Source organism: Paenibacillus sp. GCM10027629 (assembly GCF_042676425.1).
GTDB classification, from domain to species: Bacteria; Bacillota; Bacilli; order Paenibacillales; family Paenibacillaceae; genus Paenibacillus_K; species Paenibacillus_K terrigena.
This window is the reverse complement of the sequence record NZ_JBHTGZ010000009.1, coordinates 1,766,106-1,784,495: the sequence shown is the minus strand read 5'-3', so window position 1 is coordinate 1,784,495 and position 18,390 is coordinate 1,766,106. Positions and strand designations below refer to the sequence as shown.

Annotated in this window: 19 protein-coding genes; 18 read left to right on the top strand and 1 reads right to left on the bottom strand. The window is 46.2% G+C overall.

All coding sequences use genetic code 11. The features are described from left to right. Positions 1-5 precede the first annotated feature (5 nt). From ACFQZR_RS17730 to ACFQZR_RS17720, 3 genes are all read left to right on the top strand, one after another. Positions 6-887 carry a c-type cytochrome gene (locus ACFQZR_RS17730; protein ID WP_379348168.1) on the top strand — a complete coding sequence of 294 codons (882 nt, stop codon included), beginning with the start codon at positions 6-8 and terminating at the stop codon, positions 885-887. Positions 888-955: 68 nt separating this feature from the next. Further along, positions 956-1,606, top strand: a complete 651-nt coding sequence (locus tag ACFQZR_RS17725) for a DUF1405 domain-containing protein (protein WP_379348166.1) — start codon at positions 956-958, stop codon at positions 1,604-1,606. 70 nt (positions 1,607-1,676) lie between these two features. Next, a complete protein-coding gene (locus ACFQZR_RS17720; RefSeq protein WP_379348164.1) occupies positions 1,677-2,570 on the top strand; it encodes a sporulation protein YpjB in 894 nt (297 codons plus the stop codon). 87 nt (positions 2,571-2,657) lie between these two features. On the opposite strand, the gene ACFQZR_RS17715 is transcribed toward ACFQZR_RS17720, so the two are convergent. Then, positions 2,658-3,527, bottom strand: a complete 870-nt coding sequence (locus tag ACFQZR_RS17715; protein ID WP_018755343.1) for a YitT family protein — start codon at positions 3,525-3,527, stop codon at positions 2,658-2,660. A 175-nt stretch (positions 3,528-3,702) separates the two neighbouring features. Between ACFQZR_RS17715 and ACFQZR_RS17710 the strand changes: the two genes are divergently transcribed. The 15 genes from ACFQZR_RS17710 to ACFQZR_RS17640 all read left to right on the top strand — a co-directional run bounded on the left by ACFQZR_RS17710 (position 3,703) and on the right by ACFQZR_RS17640 (position 18,380). Continuing rightward, positions 3,703-4,044: a nucleotide pyrophosphohydrolase gene (locus tag ACFQZR_RS17710; protein ID WP_379348162.1), complete on the top strand. Its 342-nt coding sequence runs from the start codon at positions 3,703-3,705 to the stop codon at positions 4,042-4,044. 70 nt (positions 4,045-4,114) lie between these two features. Next, the gene (locus ACFQZR_RS17705; protein WP_379348160.1) at positions 4,115-4,663 is read left to right on the top strand and encodes a tetratricopeptide repeat protein; all 549 of its coding nucleotides are present in this window, start codon (positions 4,115-4,117) and stop codon (positions 4,661-4,663) included. Next, positions 4,647-5,450, top strand: coding sequence for a 4-hydroxy-tetrahydrodipicolinate reductase (gene dapB / locus ACFQZR_RS17700; RefSeq protein WP_379348157.1), 804 nt, complete (start codon positions 4,647-4,649; stop codon positions 5,448-5,450). Before ACFQZR_RS17705 ends, dapB begins: the two co-directional genes overlap by 17 nt. A 45-nt stretch (positions 5,451-5,495) precedes the next feature. Further along, a complete protein-coding gene (gene mgsA / locus ACFQZR_RS17695) occupies positions 5,496-5,918 on the top strand; it encodes a methylglyoxal synthase (protein ID WP_379348155.1) in 423 nt (140 codons plus the stop codon). Further along, positions 5,915-6,613 (top strand): bacillithiol biosynthesis deacetylase BshB1, encoded by a 699-nt coding sequence (bshB1, locus tag ACFQZR_RS17690; protein WP_379348153.1) that lies wholly within the window; start codon positions 5,915-5,917, stop codon positions 6,611-6,613. The genes mgsA and bshB1 overlap by 4 nt, the downstream gene beginning before the upstream one ends. Positions 6,614-6,672: 59 nt before the next feature. After that, the gene (gene bshA, locus ACFQZR_RS17685) at positions 6,673-7,842 is read left to right on the top strand and encodes an N-acetyl-alpha-D-glucosaminyl L-malate synthase BshA (RefSeq protein WP_379348151.1); all 1,170 of its coding nucleotides are present in this window, start codon (positions 6,673-6,675) and stop codon (positions 7,840-7,842) included. Continuing rightward, positions 7,843-9,183 (top strand): CCA tRNA nucleotidyltransferase, encoded by a 1,341-nt coding sequence (locus ACFQZR_RS17680; protein ID WP_379348149.1) that lies wholly within the window; start codon positions 7,843-7,845, stop codon positions 9,181-9,183. Then, positions 9,170-10,150 (top strand): biotin--[acetyl-CoA-carboxylase] ligase, encoded by a 981-nt coding sequence (locus tag ACFQZR_RS17675; RefSeq protein WP_379348147.1) that lies wholly within the window; start codon positions 9,170-9,172, stop codon positions 10,148-10,150. The genes ACFQZR_RS17680 and ACFQZR_RS17675 overlap by 14 nt, the downstream gene beginning before the upstream one ends. 265 nt (positions 10,151-10,415) lie before the next feature. Next, positions 10,416-11,297: a 3-methyl-2-oxobutanoate hydroxymethyltransferase gene (gene panB, locus ACFQZR_RS17670; protein ID WP_379348145.1), complete on the top strand. Its 882-nt coding sequence runs from the start codon at positions 10,416-10,418 to the stop codon at positions 11,295-11,297. Then, entirely contained in the window at positions 11,294-12,172 is an 879-nt protein-coding gene (panC, locus tag ACFQZR_RS17665; RefSeq protein WP_379348143.1) for a pantoate--beta-alanine ligase, read from the top strand. Before panB ends, panC begins: the two co-directional genes overlap by 4 nt. A 14-nt stretch (positions 12,173-12,186) precedes the next feature. Beyond that, on the top strand, positions 12,187-12,570 hold the full coding sequence (gene panD, locus ACFQZR_RS17660) for an aspartate 1-decarboxylase (RefSeq protein WP_379348141.1): 384 nt from the start codon (positions 12,187-12,189) through the stop codon (positions 12,568-12,570). A gap of 108 nt (positions 12,571-12,678) precedes the next feature. Then, positions 12,679-13,308, top strand: a complete 630-nt coding sequence (locus tag ACFQZR_RS17655) for a tetratricopeptide repeat protein (protein ID WP_379348139.1) — start codon at positions 12,679-12,681, stop codon at positions 13,306-13,308. A gap of 249 nt (positions 13,309-13,557) precedes the next feature. Further along, on the top strand, positions 13,558-16,449 hold the full coding sequence (gene dinG, locus ACFQZR_RS17650; RefSeq protein WP_379348137.1) for an ATP-dependent DNA helicase DinG: 2,892 nt from the start codon (positions 13,558-13,560) through the stop codon (positions 16,447-16,449). Then, entirely contained in the window at positions 16,427-17,092 is a 666-nt protein-coding gene (locus ACFQZR_RS17645) for a redox-sensing transcriptional repressor Rex (RefSeq protein WP_379348134.1), read from the top strand. The genes dinG and ACFQZR_RS17645 overlap by 23 nt, the downstream gene beginning before the upstream one ends. Next, the gene (locus tag ACFQZR_RS17640) at positions 17,067-18,380 is read left to right on the top strand and encodes an amidohydrolase (protein WP_379348132.1); all 1,314 of its coding nucleotides are present in this window, start codon (positions 17,067-17,069) and stop codon (positions 18,378-18,380) included. Before ACFQZR_RS17645 ends, ACFQZR_RS17640 begins: the two co-directional genes overlap by 26 nt. Positions 18,381-18,390: the final 10 nt, after the last annotated feature.

Below are 18,390 nucleotides of genomic sequence, written 5' to 3'. Positions count from 1 at the left end.
CACGCGTGGCACATGGTCATAACTCGAAAGAAAAAGTCGTCTATGTTGGAGATTCGCGTATTCGTAAAAGAAGCGAAATTGCGACTCCGCCGGACTATACATCCTATCCGGGTAAATCCGAAGCCTTCATTCCGAACTTTCTACTGAAAGAGTGGATGGTAGGTTGCGTCATGTTAGTCGGTTTCCTCGTACTTACGATTTCGGAACCGGCACCGCTTGGTTATCCAGCGGACCCGACGAATGCATCGTTTATTCCAGTACCAGACTGGTACTTCTTGTTCTTGTACCAGCTTTTGAAAATGCCATATGCATCCGGAGACTATGTCGTTCTTGGTGTTGTTGGTATTCCGGGCGTATTGTTCGGAGCACTTCTGCTTGCACCGTTCTTGGATCGCGGTAAAGAAAGACGCTTCTATAGAAGACCAATTGCTTCTTCGCTTATGTTCCTATCGCTTATTGGCGTAATCTATTTAACGGTTACTTCGTGGCAGGGCTATGAAGAAGAATTGAAGCTTACTGGAACAACGCCTGAGCATATCGTACGTGAAGAAGAGGCAAGAGATCGAGCTCTCGAAGGACTGCCTCCGAAGAGCAATGCAGCAAAAGGAACTGCTGAAGTTGCCCTCGTTGCACCGGATGATCCTGCAATGGAATCGATGAAGGTTGCGACATGCCTAGCTTGTCACGGAACCGACTTGAAGGGGCAGAATGGTCCTTCTTTGCGCGGTATCGGGGATAAGCTTTCTCAAGACGATATTCTAGGTGTCATTAAGAATGGTAAAGGCAACATGCCTGTTATGTATGACACTGCGAAGTCCAACGGGCTTTCAGATGAACAGATCACGGGTATTGCAGCTTGGCTTGCTAAGCAAAAAAAAGCACAGTAAACTTATAGTTAGACAGAACCTGATCGTATAGGCGGTCAGGTTCTCTTTGTATGGAAGGAGACGCATACGTGAAATCTTTCTTGTGGTACTGCAAGCAGATCTTATTGAATCGATTGATCTTATGGGCCTTGTTTATTTCGAATGGGGTTGGGACGATCTATGGCTACTACTGGTATAAGAATCAATTGATTGAAACGCTGAATAATAAGCCGTTATGGCAAATAGTATTCGTTCCAGATAGTCCAACGGCATCACTGTTTTTTACCATAGCTGTAGGGTTCCTGCTCTTCCCGCCAACGTCTAAGCTATGGCGAGGGATACGCAAGCTGGTTGAAGCGTTAGCCGTAGTGACTTCGGTCAAATACGGCATCTGGGCCATTACGATGATTCTTGCTGGAGCGGCACTTGGCGACCCACTTGTATGGCAACACTGGATGCTTATGGCTTCACATTTAACAATGGCTGTGGAAGCTCTGATTTATATCCCATTTTTTACTTTTGGTCTAGCTACACTGGTTATCGCTTGTTTGTGGACGCTGCTGAATGACACCATGGATTATACCTATGGCATATATCCATATCTTTCAAATCGTTTAGAGTCGTATATCACAGTCGTACGTAACTTTACATTTACCCTCACGATTGTTAGCTTTCTGATGGGATGGATGACATATTTTGCTGCTCGTCCACAACGGAGCGATCACCGTTCCAAACGCTAGCAACCTTTCTCACGGTAAGTGTTCTAAGCGCGGACAACCTCACATAGGGTAAGTATGGGAGGGGATGTCCATGTTCTCAAGATTTTTTATGGTCATTATATTATGCGGTTTGTTAGTGGGCTGTCAGCCAAGCGCTGCTTCCAAATCGGATTCGAATACAGAACTCCGACCTATTGTCGAACAAGTCGTGCCAACCAAGCAAGATCAGCAGGTGGTTTTGGAACAGTTCGCAGCAAAGGCGGAGAAGGTTTATAGGGGAGCTATATCAGGTGAAGCGATACAGGTTCGTGAGGATATCGCGCAGATTGAACTCATGCTGAAGCAGATCCCGCTAGGTCAGTTGACTTCCGTCGAAGGAATCAGAGCATTGACGAACACCATTATTGAGACGAAGCGAACCGTAAATGCGGTGAGCCTAAATCCAGATCGTTGGTTGCTCACGACGGCCAAGATGAGGCTTGCTGTAGATGCACTGGTGAACACTAAACATGGGTTGTGGACACAATATTATAAGGCTTTTATCGAGGATATGGATCAGTTAGAGGCTGCTGCCAAAGCACCGAGTAAGGAGAAGTTCGCTTCAACCTTTAGAGGATTACAGCAGCATTACGAACTCATTCGTCCAGCTGTCATTATTGTACATCCAGCGGATTTCGTCGAGAAGTTCGATTCCTATGTGTCCTTCTTGCAGACGGCAACCCAAACGGAGCCATTCCAGGGGCAACATGCAGCAGAGGCCATATCCATTGGCAAACCGTTAATCCAAGAGTTATTTATGAAACGAACGGATAAGCCGACATTTGTTCCGCCAGTTGGTACAGGTCAAGACCCTTGGATCTGGATCGTAGGCATTGGAGCGGTTGTTGTCACTGTTCTAACCTACGTGGGCTATCGCAAATATCGGTATGAGCAGGAACTTGCACGACAGAAGAAGTTACGTAAGCGCACGGATCGTAATAAATGAATTTTATGATATAGAAAAAAGCCTCTGGAATGCCACTATAAATCGTGGCTCCTGAGGCTTCTTTTTTTGGATTGCAGGACGGAGTCGTTATTCTTCTTTAAATCCTTCACCATGGACGTCATGCACATCATTAATAATAATGAAGGCGCGTGGATCTACGGACCGGATGATGCCTTGCAAGGTTCGCATTTCGGATCTGGCTATAACGCAATAAGCCATATGCTTCGCCTGCTTTGAATAGGCGCCAATCGCGGGAATTAACGTCACCCCACGCTCCATTTCCTTCGTAATAATATCGGCAATCGCAGGAGCCTCATCGCTTATTATGGTAAAGGCTTTGGCTGCATAAGCACCTTCTTGAATGAAGTCAATCAGCTTAGAAGCAATGAATACCGTCACGAAGGTGTACAGAATTTTTTCTTTCGGAACTAAGAATAAGGCGGATCCAATGATGATAACATCGAACATGAGGATGATTTGACCCATGCTCCAACCAAAATTACGATTCAGAATTCGCGCGATGATATCTACGCCGCCTGTCGTTCCTCCGAATCGGAATACGATTCCAAGGCCTGCCCCAAGCGTTACACCCGCATACAAGGCAGCTAGAATGATATCATGCTCTGCGTTGAATGGATCGATGACACCGTTTGCAATGAGCAGTTCAATTAACCAGAGGAAGAAAGATAACGATAACACGCCAAGAATCGTGTAGGCCATAGAACGTTTGCCTAATATTTTTAGCCCCACGAAGAACAGAGGGATATTAAGCAGTAATGTTGATAATGATGGCTTGACGTTAAAGGCATAGTTCAGGATAAGCGCAATCCCTGTCAGACCGCCTTCCATCAACTGATTCGGAATAATGAAATACAGGAGTCCGAAAGCATAGATTGCCGTACCGCATAGGATGGGAATGACGGTCTTGATTGTGCTGCCTAAGTTATGTAATTTCATGGGATCCCTCTCTATATTGTTCATAATATCTTTAGTATACCTTCTTTAGGTTGTTTAAAAAATGATTTGTTTTCAAAGGTGCTTTGAAGTAACATATGGATAATAGTACATGTTCATAAAGTGGTCAAAATGAGTTTTATGAATTGACAACAAATCGATAGGAGTAAAGAACTGGATGGAAGAGAAATCATTAGCTGGCATTCAGCGTGAAGTCGATCAGTATATCTCGCAGTTTAAGGAAGGGTATTTCAGCCCGCTCGCACTACTCGCACGGATGTCCGAAGAAGTCGGGGAATTGGCGCGTGAAGTGAACCATGAATTTGGCGAGAAGAAGAAAAAAGCATCCGAAGCCGATAACTCCATTGAGCTGGAGCTCGGAGATATATTATTCATTACGGTTTGTTTTGCAAATTCATTAGGTATTGATCTGACCGAGGCGCATAAAAAGGTCATGCATAAATTTAATACACGAGATGCAAACCGTTGGACCAAGATTGAGAACGCAGCAAAAGAATAAGGTGGAGGATACACCGAAACCATCCTCGCATCATATGCTTAACCAAGTGTACCGTTAGAGAGGTGAGCGTATGACTGCGGAGGAGTGTATTCATAAAGCATTTCAATCCATATTACAGAACGACTTCGAACAGGCGATCGATTGGTTCGAGATGGCGATCAAGCTTGAGCCGAATAATCCCAATCATCATTATAAACTCTCGATGACGTATATGCGCAGCAACCGGCTGTCGAATGCGCTCGAACAGGCCCGATTAGCTTTGCAATATGACCCGAGCAATGAAGGATTTCGCACGCATTTGAATTTCCTTATAGCCAAGCAGCATACACAGGAGGCAGAGAAGGTGCTCACACAGACAGTTCGTGAAACCCATTATGCCATTCTGCTGCTGCGAGAAGCCGTTCAACTGGATCCGCTCGCAATTGAGTCGTATATCATGCTCGCGATGGCTTATGCGGAGTTGAAGGATTATCACCAAGCCATTCAAGTGATCAAAGAAGCCCAGCAATTAGATCCTTATAATAGGGCGGTTGAAAATTTATTGGTACAGTATAAAGATCATTTGCATTTGGATCTGAACAATATATCGAAGGAGAGTTACTATGTCACAGACGATTAGCGTGGCGGTTGTTGGAGCAGGCGGCCGTATGGGTAGAGAAGTCGTTAAAATGGTATTAGAAGATGAGAAACTGCAGCTTGTTGCAGCCATTTCCCCGAGCAAGGTCGGGCAAGACGCAGGAACGATGGTTGGCATGCCGGCTTGTGGGGTGGAGGTCACAGGGGATCTTGAGCTTGCACTGGTGGAATCGAAACCTGATGTGATGGTAGACTTCACAACCCCGCATACGGTCCTTGCCAATACTCGCTTAGCCATTCAGCATAAGGTTCGTCCGATCATCGGTACGACCGGGTTCACCCCAGAACAAATTGCAGAGTTGGACGAGCACTGTAAGCAGCAGGGCATTGGAGGACTCATCGCCCCGAATTTCTCAATTGGAGCGATTCTCATGATGAAGTTTGCTGCACAAGCAGCAAAATATTTCCCACATCTTGAGATCATTGAGTATCATGGCGATCAGAAGCTCGATGCACCATCAGGTACAGCGGTGAAGACGGCGGAATTAATTGCGGAGGTTCGCGAGGAGCTGCGTCAGGGTAACCCGAATGAGCATGAGACGATCGAAGGGGCACGTGGCGGATATTACAATGGATTCCGCATACATAGCGTACGCCTGCCGGGGGTATTTGCTCAGCAAGAAGTCATTTTTGGCGGATTTGGCCAGACGCTCAAAATTCGTCACGATTCTTATGAGCGTGCGGGTTATATGCCGGGTGTCAATTTAGCCGTGCATAAAGTAATGGAATATACAGGACTCATATACGGTTTTGAACATTTTATTGATTGATCCAGCATGAGGCTGGAAATAGATAAGAGAGTGGAGAGATGAGACATGTTGAAGATTGCATTTATCGCACATGACCGCAAGAAAGATGAAATCGTGAATTTCGTTATTGCCTACGAGCAGGTTTTTAAAGGACATCATTTATATTCGACTGGGACGACAGGACTTCGTATTATGGAACAGACTGAACTCGATATCCATCGTTTCATGTCGGGTCCGCTTGGCGGAGACCAGCAAATTGGTGCGCTTGTTGCTCAGAATGAGATGGATCTGATTATCTTCTTGCGTGATCCATTGATGGCGCAGCCCCATGAACCGGATATTATTGCATTGCTGCGTCTATGTGATGTACAAGGCATTCCTGTTGCGACCAATATTGCAACAGCGGAGATTCTTGTGAAGGCGCTAGGCCGTGGGGATTTTGCATGGAGAGAGCTTGTCCATAAATATAAACCAGGTGTAGAAGAATGAGTATAGATTTAGATATCCTCGTGTTCGGCGCGCATCCAGATGATGCGGAGATCGGCATGGGGGGGACAATTGCGAAGCATACGAAGGCAGGGCAGCGTGTTGGAATTTGTGATCTAACCTTTGCCGAAATGTCCTCGAATGGGAATGTAGAATTAAGACAACAAGAAGCACAGACTGCGGGCCAAGTATTGCAATTGGCAGAACGAAGCATTCTAGGACTACCGGACCGAGGACTTCGTTCGGTTCCGGAGCAGATCGATCAGATCGTAGCAGAAATTCGTCGATTGCGTCCGCGAATCGTGTTCGCACCCTACTGGGAAGATCGTCACCCCGATCATGTTCAATGCGGACGGTTGGTCGAAGAGGCTGTATTTAATGCCAAGCTTCGCCGCTATATGCCTGAGGTAGCTCCATGGACGGTAGAGCAGTTTTATTTTTATTTTATTAACGATCTAGGACCTGCGACGATGATGGTGGATGTCACAGAAGTGTACGATCAGAAGATGGACTCTCTTCGTGCATACGGTTCTCAATTCGAAGCACCAAAGGCAGGGAATGATATCGTTGCTACACCATTAAATCAAGGGTATTTGGAGCGGGTAGAGGCTCGTGACCGGATGCTTGGACAGAAGCGTCTTGTCGGCTATGCAGAGGGCTTTGTGAGCAAGCCACCTTATTTGGTTAATCTTTTTTAGAGAATGACGGAATATAATTTTGTAGCTAAGACCCTTTAGTTATTAGGAGGACCGAGAGTATGGGAGAATCGTTGAAAATTGGAATAACCTGTTACCCTTCTCTAGGCGGTTCGGGTGTTGTGGCGACAGAATTAGGAAAACTATTAGCAGAAAAAGGACATCAAGTTCATTTTATTACGCACAGCATTCCGTTTCGCTTGGGAGCATTTCAGAAAAATATTTTCTATCATGAAGTCGAAGTGAACGATTATTATGTATTCAAATATCCACCTTATGATCTTTCGTTAGCTTCGAAGATGGCTCAGGTTGCTAAGATGCAGCAGCTGGATATTCTCCATGTTCATTATGCTGTGCCTCATGCGGTATGTGCTTATCTCGCGAAGCAAATGGTTGGTGATCATCCTTTGAAAGTGGTCACGACACTACATGGCACTGATATCACGGTACTTGCTCAAGATGAGTCCTTGAAAGACCTGATTCGACTTGCGATTAATCAGAGTGATGCCGTCACAGCGGTCTCCAAGGATCTGATTCGTGAGACGCATGACTTGCTTGATATCACGAAGGACATTGATCTCACGTACAACTTCGTGGACAAACGTGTATATTATCCGCGCAACTGTAACGGATTGCGTAAAGAGTTCGCCTTGCCTAACGAGAAAATCATGATGCATATCTCGAACTTCCGTCCCGTCAAACGCGTTAGCGATGTAATTGATGTGTTCGCGAAAGTTCAAAGCAAGACTCCGACACGATTGTTGCTCGTTGGCGAAGGTCCGGATTTACCGAAAGTTCAGTCTAAAATTCGTGAGCTCGGCTTAGAAGATCGCGTGACATTCCTAGGTAAACAGGACGATGTCGCACAGGTGATCTCTCTTGCAGACCTGTTGTTGCTTCCTTCGGAGAAGGAAAGCTTCGGTCTCGTTGCATTAGAAGCAATGGCGTGCGGTGTTCCAACGATTGGTTCGATCGCTGGAGGAATTCCTGAACTCGTCACGCATGGCGAGACAGGATATTTGGCAGAGATTGGCCATGTAGATGATATGGCAGATTATGCGCTGCGTCTCTTAACCGATCCGCAATTAATGGAACGATTCAGGTTAAATTGTCTCAACCGGGCTCGCAATGTCTTCTGTAATGATCTTATTACAGCTGAATATGAGAAAATCTATTATCGTGTACTGGGGCGTCCCATCCCGGAGTCCTTGATAAAGGTGGTCTGCTCGTAAATGTGGGATCAAATTCAAGCGGATGCATCTTTGATTGCGGGAGCGAAATCCGTGCTTGTGCAGTTAAATGAGGCTGGATTTGAAGCCTATCTTGTTGGGGGCTGTGTTCGAGATACCATTCTCCATAAACCCATTCATGATGTAGACATTACAACCTCTGCGTTACCAGCAGAGGTTATGTCTATTTTCGACCATACCATCCCAACAGGGCTTCAGCATGGAACGATTACGGTGGTAATCGGCGATAACTTGTTCGAGGTAACCACATTCCGCGAAGAATCTGAATACGAGCAATATCGACGACCAACGGAAGTTGCTTTTATTCAGAATCTTGATGGTGATTTGCAGCGCAGAGACTTTACGTTTAATGCCATGGCATTAGATGTCAAAGGCAAGCTTCACGATCCGTTTCAGGGGCAGAGTGATTTGATGCATCGTATTGTCAGATGCGTCGGTGAGGCAGATGCGAGATTTCAGGAGGATGCGCTTCGGATGCTTCGCGCGATCCGCTTTGCAGCCTGTTATGATTGCAAAATCGACGATCCGACATGGCATGCGTTGCAGAAGCACCGAAATAAGCTGCAATTTATTGCGATGGAGCGCGTGCGTACGGAAATGGAGAAGATCGTAGAGAAGTCGCTATTGAGCCTTGTACAAGGGATGAAGCTTCTCGTTCGAAGTGAATTATTATCTTGTACCAAGTCATCTCTATCCGAGATTGTTATAGACGATGATCTCTTCCAATCCCGGATTGAACTGGCCAGCGATACGTTATCTAGAGAATCATGGGATGGTTCAGCAGATGCTATTACCCGATGGGCTCTACTCTTCACACGCTGTGAGGTCTCACCCGGGACGGCAGGAAGTCTGATGCAGCGATTGAAATTTGCTAACCATATGGCTGCGAATATCGTCCATCTACTGCAGATGGTAGAGTGGGTCGAGTCTGCGCAGCAATTAGGTGTACAGGCGCTGGTACGTCCAATATGGACACGTGCGATCGTGGACTATGGCAAAGTAACTGCAGAAAGAATGTTAGACCTGCTTAAGGCTGATCAGCTATTTGCACTGCGCCGGTTCAAGGATAGTGAACAAGAAGGAACCTTAATCCGTGAACTTAATGTACACGGAGCAGCATGGCTAGCGGCACTTGAGATCAGTCAGTTAGCTGACCTGGCCGTGCGAGGACAAGATATTGTCAAGCATCTCAAGAAATCGCCTGGGCCATGGCTTGGGAATCTATTGAAACAAATGTTGTACCGCGTTGCAACCGGAGAGATCCCGAATACACGCAGCGCAATCCTAGACGAAGTGAATCGAGTGATCCATGAATATGAGTGAACCCTTATTACAATTGTTGTTAGCCAATACGAACTCGTACATCTCAGGTGAGGAAATTAGCCGACAGCTGCAAATTAGCCGTACGGCGGTATGGAAACAAATTAACAAACTGCGGAATCAGGGGTATGAATTCGACGCTATTCCACGTGTCGGTTATCGTCTGAAGCAGAAGCCGGACCGATTGAATACCCTTATGCTGCTCAGTCAGTTGAAATCATCGGTGATGGGTCAGCAGATCAAATTGTTGGAATCAACACCCTCAACTCAGATCATAGCTCAGCAAATGGCTGAGCAAGGAGCGCCAGAAGGAACTCTAGTCATCGCAGAAGAACAGACGTCTGGGCGAGGTCGCATGGGGCGAGCGTTCCATTCTCCATCTGGTAAAGGAATCTGGATGAGTCTGATTCTGAAACCGCAGACATCTTTACAGTTCACACCACAGTTAACGTTACTTATTGCCGTGGCATTATGCCGTGCCCTTCAAAGACTTGTTCCGATATCGATCGGCATCAAATGGCCGAATGATCTCCTCGTGGGAACGAAGAAAATTAGCGGAATTCTGCTCGAGTCAAGTGCAGAGGATGAGCGGGTCCGCTATTGTATCGCAGGCATAGGCATTAGTGTGAATATGGATCCGGAAGACTACCCTGAGCCGCTGCGAGAGGTTGCCACTTCGCTTAAGATTGAATCGGGCTCTAAGGTAGATCGTACAGCGATTATTACAGAGTTCTTGGCTGAATTCGAGACGTTATACGCGCTCTATAACGAACAAGGCTTCGCGCCCATCCGAACATTGTGGGAGGCATTATCTATCTCACTGCACCGTCCGATTACCATCAATACGCTGCAAGGCAAGGTGATAGGAATCGCAGAGCAGCTAGACGAGCTTGGCGCACTATGGATTACCGAATCGGCAACAGGCGAACGACGCAAAATTTTCTCAGGCGATGTGGAATTTCACAGATGAAAATATGCATTGAATTTGTTATACTGGTCTGTATAGAGGCAGTATCAACCCCACGTTGAACTGCACTCTAACAGATGTGTACTAGCATTCCAATTGAACTCTATATCTTAGTGGACTATGGATTCTGCTCTGAGCCGAAGGGACCGAGACAGAAGGATCAGCACCATGATTCTTTTTTGTACGGTGACCTTTTTAGTGGAAATGCTAAAAGGTTTTTTTGTTTTGCGCACAATACAAAAAAGAAGGGATGATGAACATGACAGAAATGAAACGTAAACAACGACTGACAATTCCGAAGTTCAAACAAATGAAGGTGGATAAGAACCCCATCACCATGATTACAGCGTATGATTATCCATCTGCGATTTTAGCGGAGGAAGCCGGGGTAGACATGATCCTCGTAGGAGATTCCTTGGGGAATGTGGTTCTTGGTTATGACTCAACACTTCCGGTGACGATCGATGATATGGTCTATCATACCCGTTCCGTCGTTCGTGGTGCCCAGGACACCTTTGTGGTCGCCGATATGCCGTTCATGACGTATCACGGCAGTGTAGATCAGACGCTTCGCAATGTGGCGCGGTTGATGCAGGAAGGTAGAGCGCATGCGGTTAAGATGGAGGGCGGGGCAGAGATTGCACTTGCTGTGGATGCGGTCGTCAAAGCAGGCGTACCTGTCGTCGGACATATTGGCTTAACACCACAGTCGGTTCATCAAATTGGCGGATTCCGTGTACAAGGGAAGGTCCCGGAGGATGCGAAGCGATTGCTCGAGGATGCCAAAGCATTAGAACGTGCCGGTGCATTTGCCATCGTCTTGGAGCTCGTAACGGAAGAAGTGGCGACATACATCTCGGAGCAGCTAAACATCCCAACCATTGGCATTGGGGCAGGGCGCGGATGTGATGGGCAAGTGCTCGTATTCCATGATGTGGTCACCTATGCATCACCTTATCGAAATAAGAAATTCGTCAAAACCTATGTCGATGTTGGATCGTTAATCCGGCAGGGCATTTCACAATATGTGCAAGAGGTCAAAGAAGGCAGCTTCCCAGCGCCTGAGCATGTCTTTACAGCAGAAGATACCGTTGTAGAGAGCCTCTATGGCGCACGCAAGCAGGAACGAAAGGCGGAAACCGTGCAATGATTGCAATCGAGCAAATTACAGAGCTACGCCATCAGTTAGCTCATTTACGTCAAGAGCGTTCAAATGAAGGACGTATCCCAACAGTTGGCTTTGTGCCGACGATGGGCTATTTGCATGAAGGCCATGCAAGTCTAATACAAGCAGCGAAAGAGCAGTGCGATATCGTCGTATTGAGCATTTTCGTCAATCCGATTCAATTTGGCCCGAACGAAGATCTCGATAAGTATCCTAGGGATGCGGAGCGTGATTTAGCACTCGCTAAGCGGTTAGGTGTGGACCTTGTCTTCTTGCCAACGGTGGATTCAATGTACCCGACACCTACGAAGACGAAAGTCAAAGTCGATGAAGTGACGACGCTCCTGTGCGGAGCTAGACGCCCAGGACATTTTGATGGCGTTACGACGGTCGTCTCCAAATTGTTCAATATCGTCCAGCCTGATTATGCTTTCTTCGGCATGAAGGATGCACAGCAAGTGGCTGTAATCCAGCAAATGGTCTCTGATTTGAATTTCCCAGTGACGATTGTGCCATGTCCGATCATTCGTGAAGAGGATGGCCTTGCACTTAGCTCACGTAATGTCTATTTAACGGAACAACAGCGTCAAGAAGCACTTGTCTTATCACAGTCCTTATGCCGAATTGATGCGTGGATGCAATCCAAAGAAATCTCAACCGTATCCCAATTACGGGATCGTATTATCCAGCATATTGAGACATCGCCTTTGGCTGATATCGATTATGTTGAGATCTTATCTTTCCCACAATTAACGGAGCTGGGAATTAATGCGTCGCTTCAAGCGCATAAGGGTCAAGCGATCATCGCACTCGCGGTTCGATTTGGCACAACACGCTTAATCGATAACCGAATTTTATAAGGGGTTGACGGAATATGATGAGAAATATGATGAAATCGAAGCTGCATCGGGCGACAGTAACCGAAGCGAACTTGAACTATGTTGGAAGCATTACGATTGATCGCGATTTAATGGAAGCAGCAGATTTGTGGGAGAATGAGCGTGTACAGATCGTGAACAATAACAATGGCGCACGACTAGAGACATATGTCATCCCTGGAGAGCGGGGGTCAGGCGTGATTTGTCTGAATGGCGCTGCCGCAAGACTTGTTCAACCGGGCGATCAGGTCATTATTATTTCTTATGCGATGATGTCGAATGAAGAAGCCAAGAATTATAAACCACAAGTTGTAATTCTTGGAGCGAATAATCAAATCATAAGCCAGACCAATCAGGAAATTCACGCCACGATTCTTTAATCGTTGGTTTCCAGTATGAAAAGCCCTGCCTTTACGAAAAATGAACATGTAGCTGTTAGCTGTTGTACATCATCATTATTTCACTTTCGCTAGAGGTGGGGTGCATTTATGTTTCAACATTTATTTGCGACGATGAACGAAATGTTGGATGAGATTCTTGTGCATTATCCAAAGGCTCAAGGTGGGGCTAAGCAGGACTTGCAGCAAAAATTAACCTTGCTGAAATCCATGAGTGACGGGATTGTCGAGGAATGGCTCCGGTTCGAAGAGAAGATGGGAGTGCTGCGTGAAAGTCAGCCTGATCATGCTTCGGTGACTGTTCTTCCTGAGAGCCAGAGTGAAGCTTTTCAACGTGGACAAGGATATTACAAATTATGTATGTATGATTTGTCCGCTGAAGCGTTCGAGCAAGTGATCCGGCATTTTCCCGATTCATTGGTTGGACGTATTTATTTGGCCATGGCCTACCTGCAGCTGAATGAGTTCAATGATGCTTATCGACATTTTCAATTTATTATTCCCCTTACCGAGAGCAAGAAGCTGAAGGCCATCTCTTACAATGCTCTAGGCTGTATTCAAGCGCAAAATCAGAATATCGAGAAAGCGCAAGAATATTTCCATCATGCCCATCAAGCGGATCCGACCTTTCAAGAACCGCTCACCAATTTGAAGCTATGCGAAAGCACGGAATACGAAGGCGCTTATCAGTATGGCAGCGAATTAACTTCCTTTATGTAATCTTTAGAGGTTATTCAAAAAGTCATCTTTTGATCACGAAGTATTTCATTGAAGTGAATTTCGACATCGAATCTTGCGCTCATCCTCGAATTCTCACAACCTTAGCATTTGCTTCCGAAGTAAGTTTTCTTCGAAAACTTTCAGGTGCTGAAAAGCCGACTTTTTGAACCTGCAATTTTTAGCTAATTCCAAAATTCCGGGTGATCTGTTATGCTTAAGAGATCATTGGAACGAAGGGACCTTATTACGATGAAATTCGCAGTTCTCGATTTTGAGACAACAGGAAACCAGCCCACCGATGAAATCATTCAGGTTGGGCTTGTTATTATAGATCATGATTTATCCATAGATCGAATTTTCACTTCTCTTGTGAAACCAAGCACGAATATCCCACCTTTTATTACCCAATTAACCGGGATATCAAATGATGATGTAGCTGATGCACCAACGCTGGATGATGTGATGATGGAGATGGTACCTCTCCTTGGAGATGTCGTACTGGTCGCACACCATGTCGCATTCGACTTTAACTTTCTGCAGCAGGCACTGGATCAGACGGGGTATTTACCATTCACAGGTCGAATCTTGGATACGATCGATTTCTTGCGGATTTGCTTTCCTGCATTAACGACGTATCAATTAAGCGCAGTAACATCGTGGTTCGATATTCCGCACGAACGTCCTCATCAAGCGGACAGCGATGCCTTAGCCACTGCTCATGTATTACTGAAATGTCTGGAGAAGTTGGATGATCTTCCGCTCTTAGCTATTCAACGATTAGCTGATTTGTTCGCGCAAGATGACAGCGATCTGAACTGGTTCATGCATGAACTGCTGACTGACCGAGAGATGCGTCCGGTCATTACCGATGATAGTGGTCGTTCATTTCGTCAGTTCTCGCTCCATATTGAGGATTGGACGGAGATTCCTCCGCCTCGAGAAGAACTGCTTACCAACCCGCTAGAAGGCCAGACCTTCGAACAGTTCTGTACCGATTCGATTGATCGTCTACGACAATTCCTTCCTCAATTCGAACAGCGTGAAGCGCAGAATATTATGTTCCATGAAGTGAATTCAGCGCTAGAGGATGATCATCATCTTCTGTTGGAAGCGGGTACAGGAACGGGTAAATCCTTAGGGTATTTGATCCCTTCGATTTATTACAGTGTCAAGAATGATAATAAAGTGGTCGTCAGTACACACACGATTAATCTGCAAGAACAGATTCGACAGCGAGACGTGCCGCTTCTCAAGACGATATTACCGGTTGATTTCAGAGTATCGGTATTAAAAGGTCGCAGCCATTATTTGTGCTTGCGGAAGTTTGAACATAAAATAAATACAAAAGATTTCATTACGCCAAAGGAAGATATTATTACAGCAGCACAGATGCTGGTCTGGCTTGCCGAGACAGAGCATGGCGATAATGAAGAGCTGCATTTTGGCAATAAAGGAGCCGATTTCTGGGATACGGTTGCTAGTGATACGGATTCTTGTCTGAATCGAGCTTGTCCTTGGTTCCGCAAATGCTTCTACCATCGTGCTCGCCATGAAGCAAATATCGCAGATGTGATTATTACGAACCATTCCTTATTATTTACAGATATCAAGGTGGATCATCGATTCTTACCTGCTTATGATCATCTTGTCATTGATGAGGCCCATCATCTCGAGGAAGTCGCCGGGAAACATCTCGGTCTGCATGTGAAATATTTCAGTCTTGTTCATACCTTGCTGCGCTTGCTTAAGGATAGTAAGAATGGACAATTGCCGACGCTGCGTAATCGTCTCCATGTTATTCCTGATGAGAAGGCGCAAATGGCATGTGAAATTATTGAAGATTCCTATTCGCAGCTTGTTGATGCCAAAGAGATGTGGGATAAGTTAACGGAAATTTTGTTCAGTATGATGCCGCAGCGGACAAGTGATGCGAATCAAGAACAGGGCCAATATGTATATCGACTGCAGACAGAAAAAATGCCAAATGATTGGGATGCTGCTTCGGTACTCGAAGATCAGCTGAATGCCCTCTTGAACGAAATCGTTCGTAAATCTGAGCGATTGCTGCAAGATCTGCGGGATATACAGGAGGAATATGGGATTCAAGCGGCCGTGACGGATTTATCCGGAACAGTGAAGGATTTGGCGCGTGCGCGTGATGACATCCGATACTTTATGAAAATGAAGGAGCCGAATGTCGTATTCTGGATGGAAGCGAGCAGTCATTTCCGTAGTAAATCCTTGCAATTATTCGCTGTTCCAGCGGATGTCAGCGCTCAGCTGAAGGAATATTTCTTCGATGCGAAGAAAAGTATCGTGCTCACATCAGCAACCTTATCGGTTGATAAATCTTTCCAATATATGATTGAGCAGTTAGGATTGCAGGAAGCCCAGGATCAGGGACGGCTTCAGAGCATGGTGCTCCCATCGCCCTTCCAGTATCGTAAACAGGCGCTAGTGGTGATCCCACGCGATTTCCCGATGCTCAAAGGATCGAATCCGGATGCACATTTCGTGCAGACCTTAGTGAAGTCTCTGGCTGACGCAGCCGTGGCTACGCATGGCAGAATGCTCGTCCTGTTCACATCGTACCGGATGATGAAGCAGGTGTACGATCCACTCAAGGAGCTACTAAGCCCGCATCAAATTCAGGTTATCGGACAAGGCATTGACAGCGGGAATCGGAGTAAGTTAACTCGCAGGTTCCAGGACCAATCGGCGTCCGTTCTCCTTGGTACGAGCAGCTTCTGGGAAGGTGTCGATATTCCTGGTGATGCGCTAACCTGTCTGGCGATTGTGAGGCTTCCGTTCCAGCCGCCGAATCATCCGCTCATTGAAGCGAAGTCGGAGCTGCTGCAGAAGGAGAAGAAGAATCCATTCATGAAATTGTCGGTTCCACAGGCGGTTATTCGCTTCAAGCAAGGGTTTGGACGATTGGTACGTACCGCGCAAGACCGTGGGATCGTCATTATTTATGACACACGTGTTATTGAATCTTATTATGGCAAGTATTTCTTATATTCTTTACCAGGTCCGAAGATGGAGCATATGCGGCTAGATCAAATCGTGCCTCGAATGCAAGAATGGCTGTCGGACGAGGAAGAGAGGGGAGTCATCCATGAAAACAATGAAAATATCTGAAGCAGTTGTACGCCGTCTTCCCATTTATTTGCGCTATTTGAGTGAATTGCAGCAGCGTGAAGTCCTTACGGTCTCCTCGCAGGATCTCGGATTGAAGCTGGATTTAAATCCAGCTCAAATCCGTAAAGATTTAGCGTATTTTGGCGAGTTCGGGCGTAAAGGGATTGGCTATGATGTTGCTTATTTAATTCAGAAAATCCGCCAAATTTTGAAGCTAAATCAGCAGATTAATGTCGCTCTTGTCGGGGCAGGTAATCTTGGCCAAGCATTAAGTAACTACAATACATATCTTAAGGATAATATGAAAATTGTAGCTGTCTTTGATGCACATCAGCCGAAGATCGGCAGCAAGATTAATAATATTGTTGTTCAGCCGATGGAGGATTTAGAAGAGACTGTTCGTGAGCATAATGTTCGTATCGGTATTATTACCGTTCCTGCGATGGAAGCACAAAATGTGGCAAATGCTTTTGTGAATGCGGGTGTAGAAGCAATTCTGAATTTTGCACCGGTCATCTTAAAAGTGCCTCAGCATGTGCGTGTGCACACAGCTGATTTTACAACGGATTTATTGAGCTTGGCGTACTACTTGCACAATGGGAAGGATATGGACGAAGATGAAGAAGAATCTATGGATCATTAAGAACGGCTATTTCGCCGTTATGAACGCAGATAAACCTGTAATTCACGGGGTTATGGTGATAGAAGGGGATCAAATTCGGTATGTAGGCGAGCAGCTTCCAGCGGATTTGGTGATTCCTGAAGATGTAGAGGTTATGGATGGCAAAGGGCTATTGTTCTTGCCTGGTTTAATGAATACGCATGGTCACGCAGCAATGTCCCTGTTGCGCGGTCATGGTGATGATCTTGCATTGCAAGTATGGCTCCAAGAGAAAATGTGGCCGATGGAAGGCAAATTCACCTCGAAGGATGTCTATTGGGGTACATCATTATCTGTCCTGGAAATGTTAAAAGGTGGAACGACAACCTTCCTCGATATGTACGATCACATGGATCAAGTGGCAAAAGTGACAGACGAATCAGGTATTCGCGCGGTGCTGATGCGTGGAGCAATTGGTCTATGTCCTGAGGATGTCCAGCTGGCGAAGCTTGCGGAGGCGGTTCAATTTGCGAAGGATTGGCATGGCAAGGCGGATGGAAGAATTACGACGATGATGTCCCCGCATGCGCCTTATACCTGTCCTCCTGCGTTTATTGAGAAGTTCGTACAAGCTGCGCATGATCTAGACCTGCCAATGCATACGCACATGTCGGAGACGGCAGCCGAAGTACAGCAGAATGTGAAAGAATATGGGCTTCGCCCTGTGGCGCATCTCGAGAAGTTAGGTGTATTCACACGTCCGACGCTTGTTGCGCACGCGGTACATTTGACGGATGATGAGATTGAGACGCTTGCACGTTACAACGTAAGTGTATCGCACAACCCTGGCAGCAATTTGAAGCTTGCGAGCGGTGTTGCGAGAGTACCGGATCTGTTAAAAGCAGGCGTAACGGTATCGCTTGGTACGGATGGCGCAGCGAGCAACAACAACCTCGATATGCTTGAAGAAATGCGTCTTGCTGCATTAATTCATAAAGGGGTATCGGGTGATCCGACAGCTGTGCCTGCCTTGGAAGCCTTGCGTTTAGGCACGGAATACGGCGCGAAATCGATTGGGCTGGAGAATGTGACGGGATTGCTTCGTGCAGGGATGAAAGCCGATTTCATCGCTGTTAACATTGATCAGCCGCACTATAAGCCGCATACAGATCTGATCTCCCATGTGATTTACTCGGGTGCAGCACAAGATGTATGGCATGTATGGGTAGATGGCAAGCAGGTCGTCAAGAACCGTGAATGTCTAACCCTCGACGAAGAGAAAATTATGCGTGAAGCACAAGCTTGCTTCGACGGATTGTTAGCGCGTTAAGGGAGTTACA

Excerpts from the sequence above, each read along its gene's own strand:
- dapB (WP_379348157.1), top strand. The coding sequence starts at position 4,647 with ATGTCACAGACGATTAGCGTGGCGGTTGTTGGAGCAGGCGGCCGTATG.
- ACFQZR_RS17645 (WP_379348134.1), top strand. The coding sequence starts at position 16,427 with ATGAAAACAATGAAAATATCTGAAGCAGTTGTACGCCGTCTTCCCATT.
- ACFQZR_RS17710 (WP_379348162.1), top strand. The coding sequence starts at position 3,703 with ATGGAAGAGAAATCATTAGCTGGCATTCAGCGTGAAGTCGATCAGTAT.
- bshB1 (WP_379348153.1), top strand. The coding sequence starts at position 5,915 with ATGAGTATAGATTTAGATATCCTCGTGTTCGGCGCGCATCCAGATGAT.
- bshA (WP_379348151.1), top strand. The coding sequence starts at position 6,673 with ATGGGAGAATCGTTGAAAATTGGAATAACCTGTTACCCTTCTCTAGGC.
- dinG (WP_379348137.1), top strand. The coding sequence starts at position 13,558 with ATGAAATTCGCAGTTCTCGATTTTGAGACAACAGGAAACCAGCCCACC.
- ACFQZR_RS17675 (WP_379348147.1), top strand. The coding sequence starts at position 9,170 with ATGAATATGAGTGAACCCTTATTACAATTGTTGTTAGCCAATACGAAC.
- panB (WP_379348145.1), top strand. The coding sequence starts at position 10,416 with ATGAAACGTAAACAACGACTGACAATTCCGAAGTTCAAACAAATGAAG.
- ACFQZR_RS17640 (WP_379348132.1), top strand. The coding sequence starts at position 17,067 with ATGAAGAAGAATCTATGGATCATTAAGAACGGCTATTTCGCCGTTATG.
- ACFQZR_RS17705 (WP_379348160.1), top strand. The coding sequence starts at position 4,115 with ATGACTGCGGAGGAGTGTATTCATAAAGCATTTCAATCCATATTACAG.
- mgsA (WP_379348155.1), top strand. The coding sequence starts at position 5,496 with ATGTTGAAGATTGCATTTATCGCACATGACCGCAAGAAAGATGAAATC.
- ACFQZR_RS17720 (WP_379348164.1), top strand. The coding sequence starts at position 1,677 with ATGTTCTCAAGATTTTTTATGGTCATTATATTATGCGGTTTGTTAGTG.
- panC (WP_379348143.1), top strand. The coding sequence starts at position 11,294 with ATGATTGCAATCGAGCAAATTACAGAGCTACGCCATCAGTTAGCTCAT.
- ACFQZR_RS17715 (WP_018755343.1), bottom strand. The coding sequence starts at position 3,527 with ATGAAATTACATAACTTAGGCAGCACAATCAAGACCGTCATTCCCATC.
- ACFQZR_RS17680 (WP_379348149.1), top strand. The coding sequence starts at position 7,843 with ATGTGGGATCAAATTCAAGCGGATGCATCTTTGATTGCGGGAGCGAAA.
- ACFQZR_RS17655 (WP_379348139.1), top strand. The coding sequence starts at position 12,679 with ATGTTTCAACATTTATTTGCGACGATGAACGAAATGTTGGATGAGATT.
- panD (WP_379348141.1), top strand. The coding sequence starts at position 12,187 with ATGATGAGAAATATGATGAAATCGAAGCTGCATCGGGCGACAGTAACC.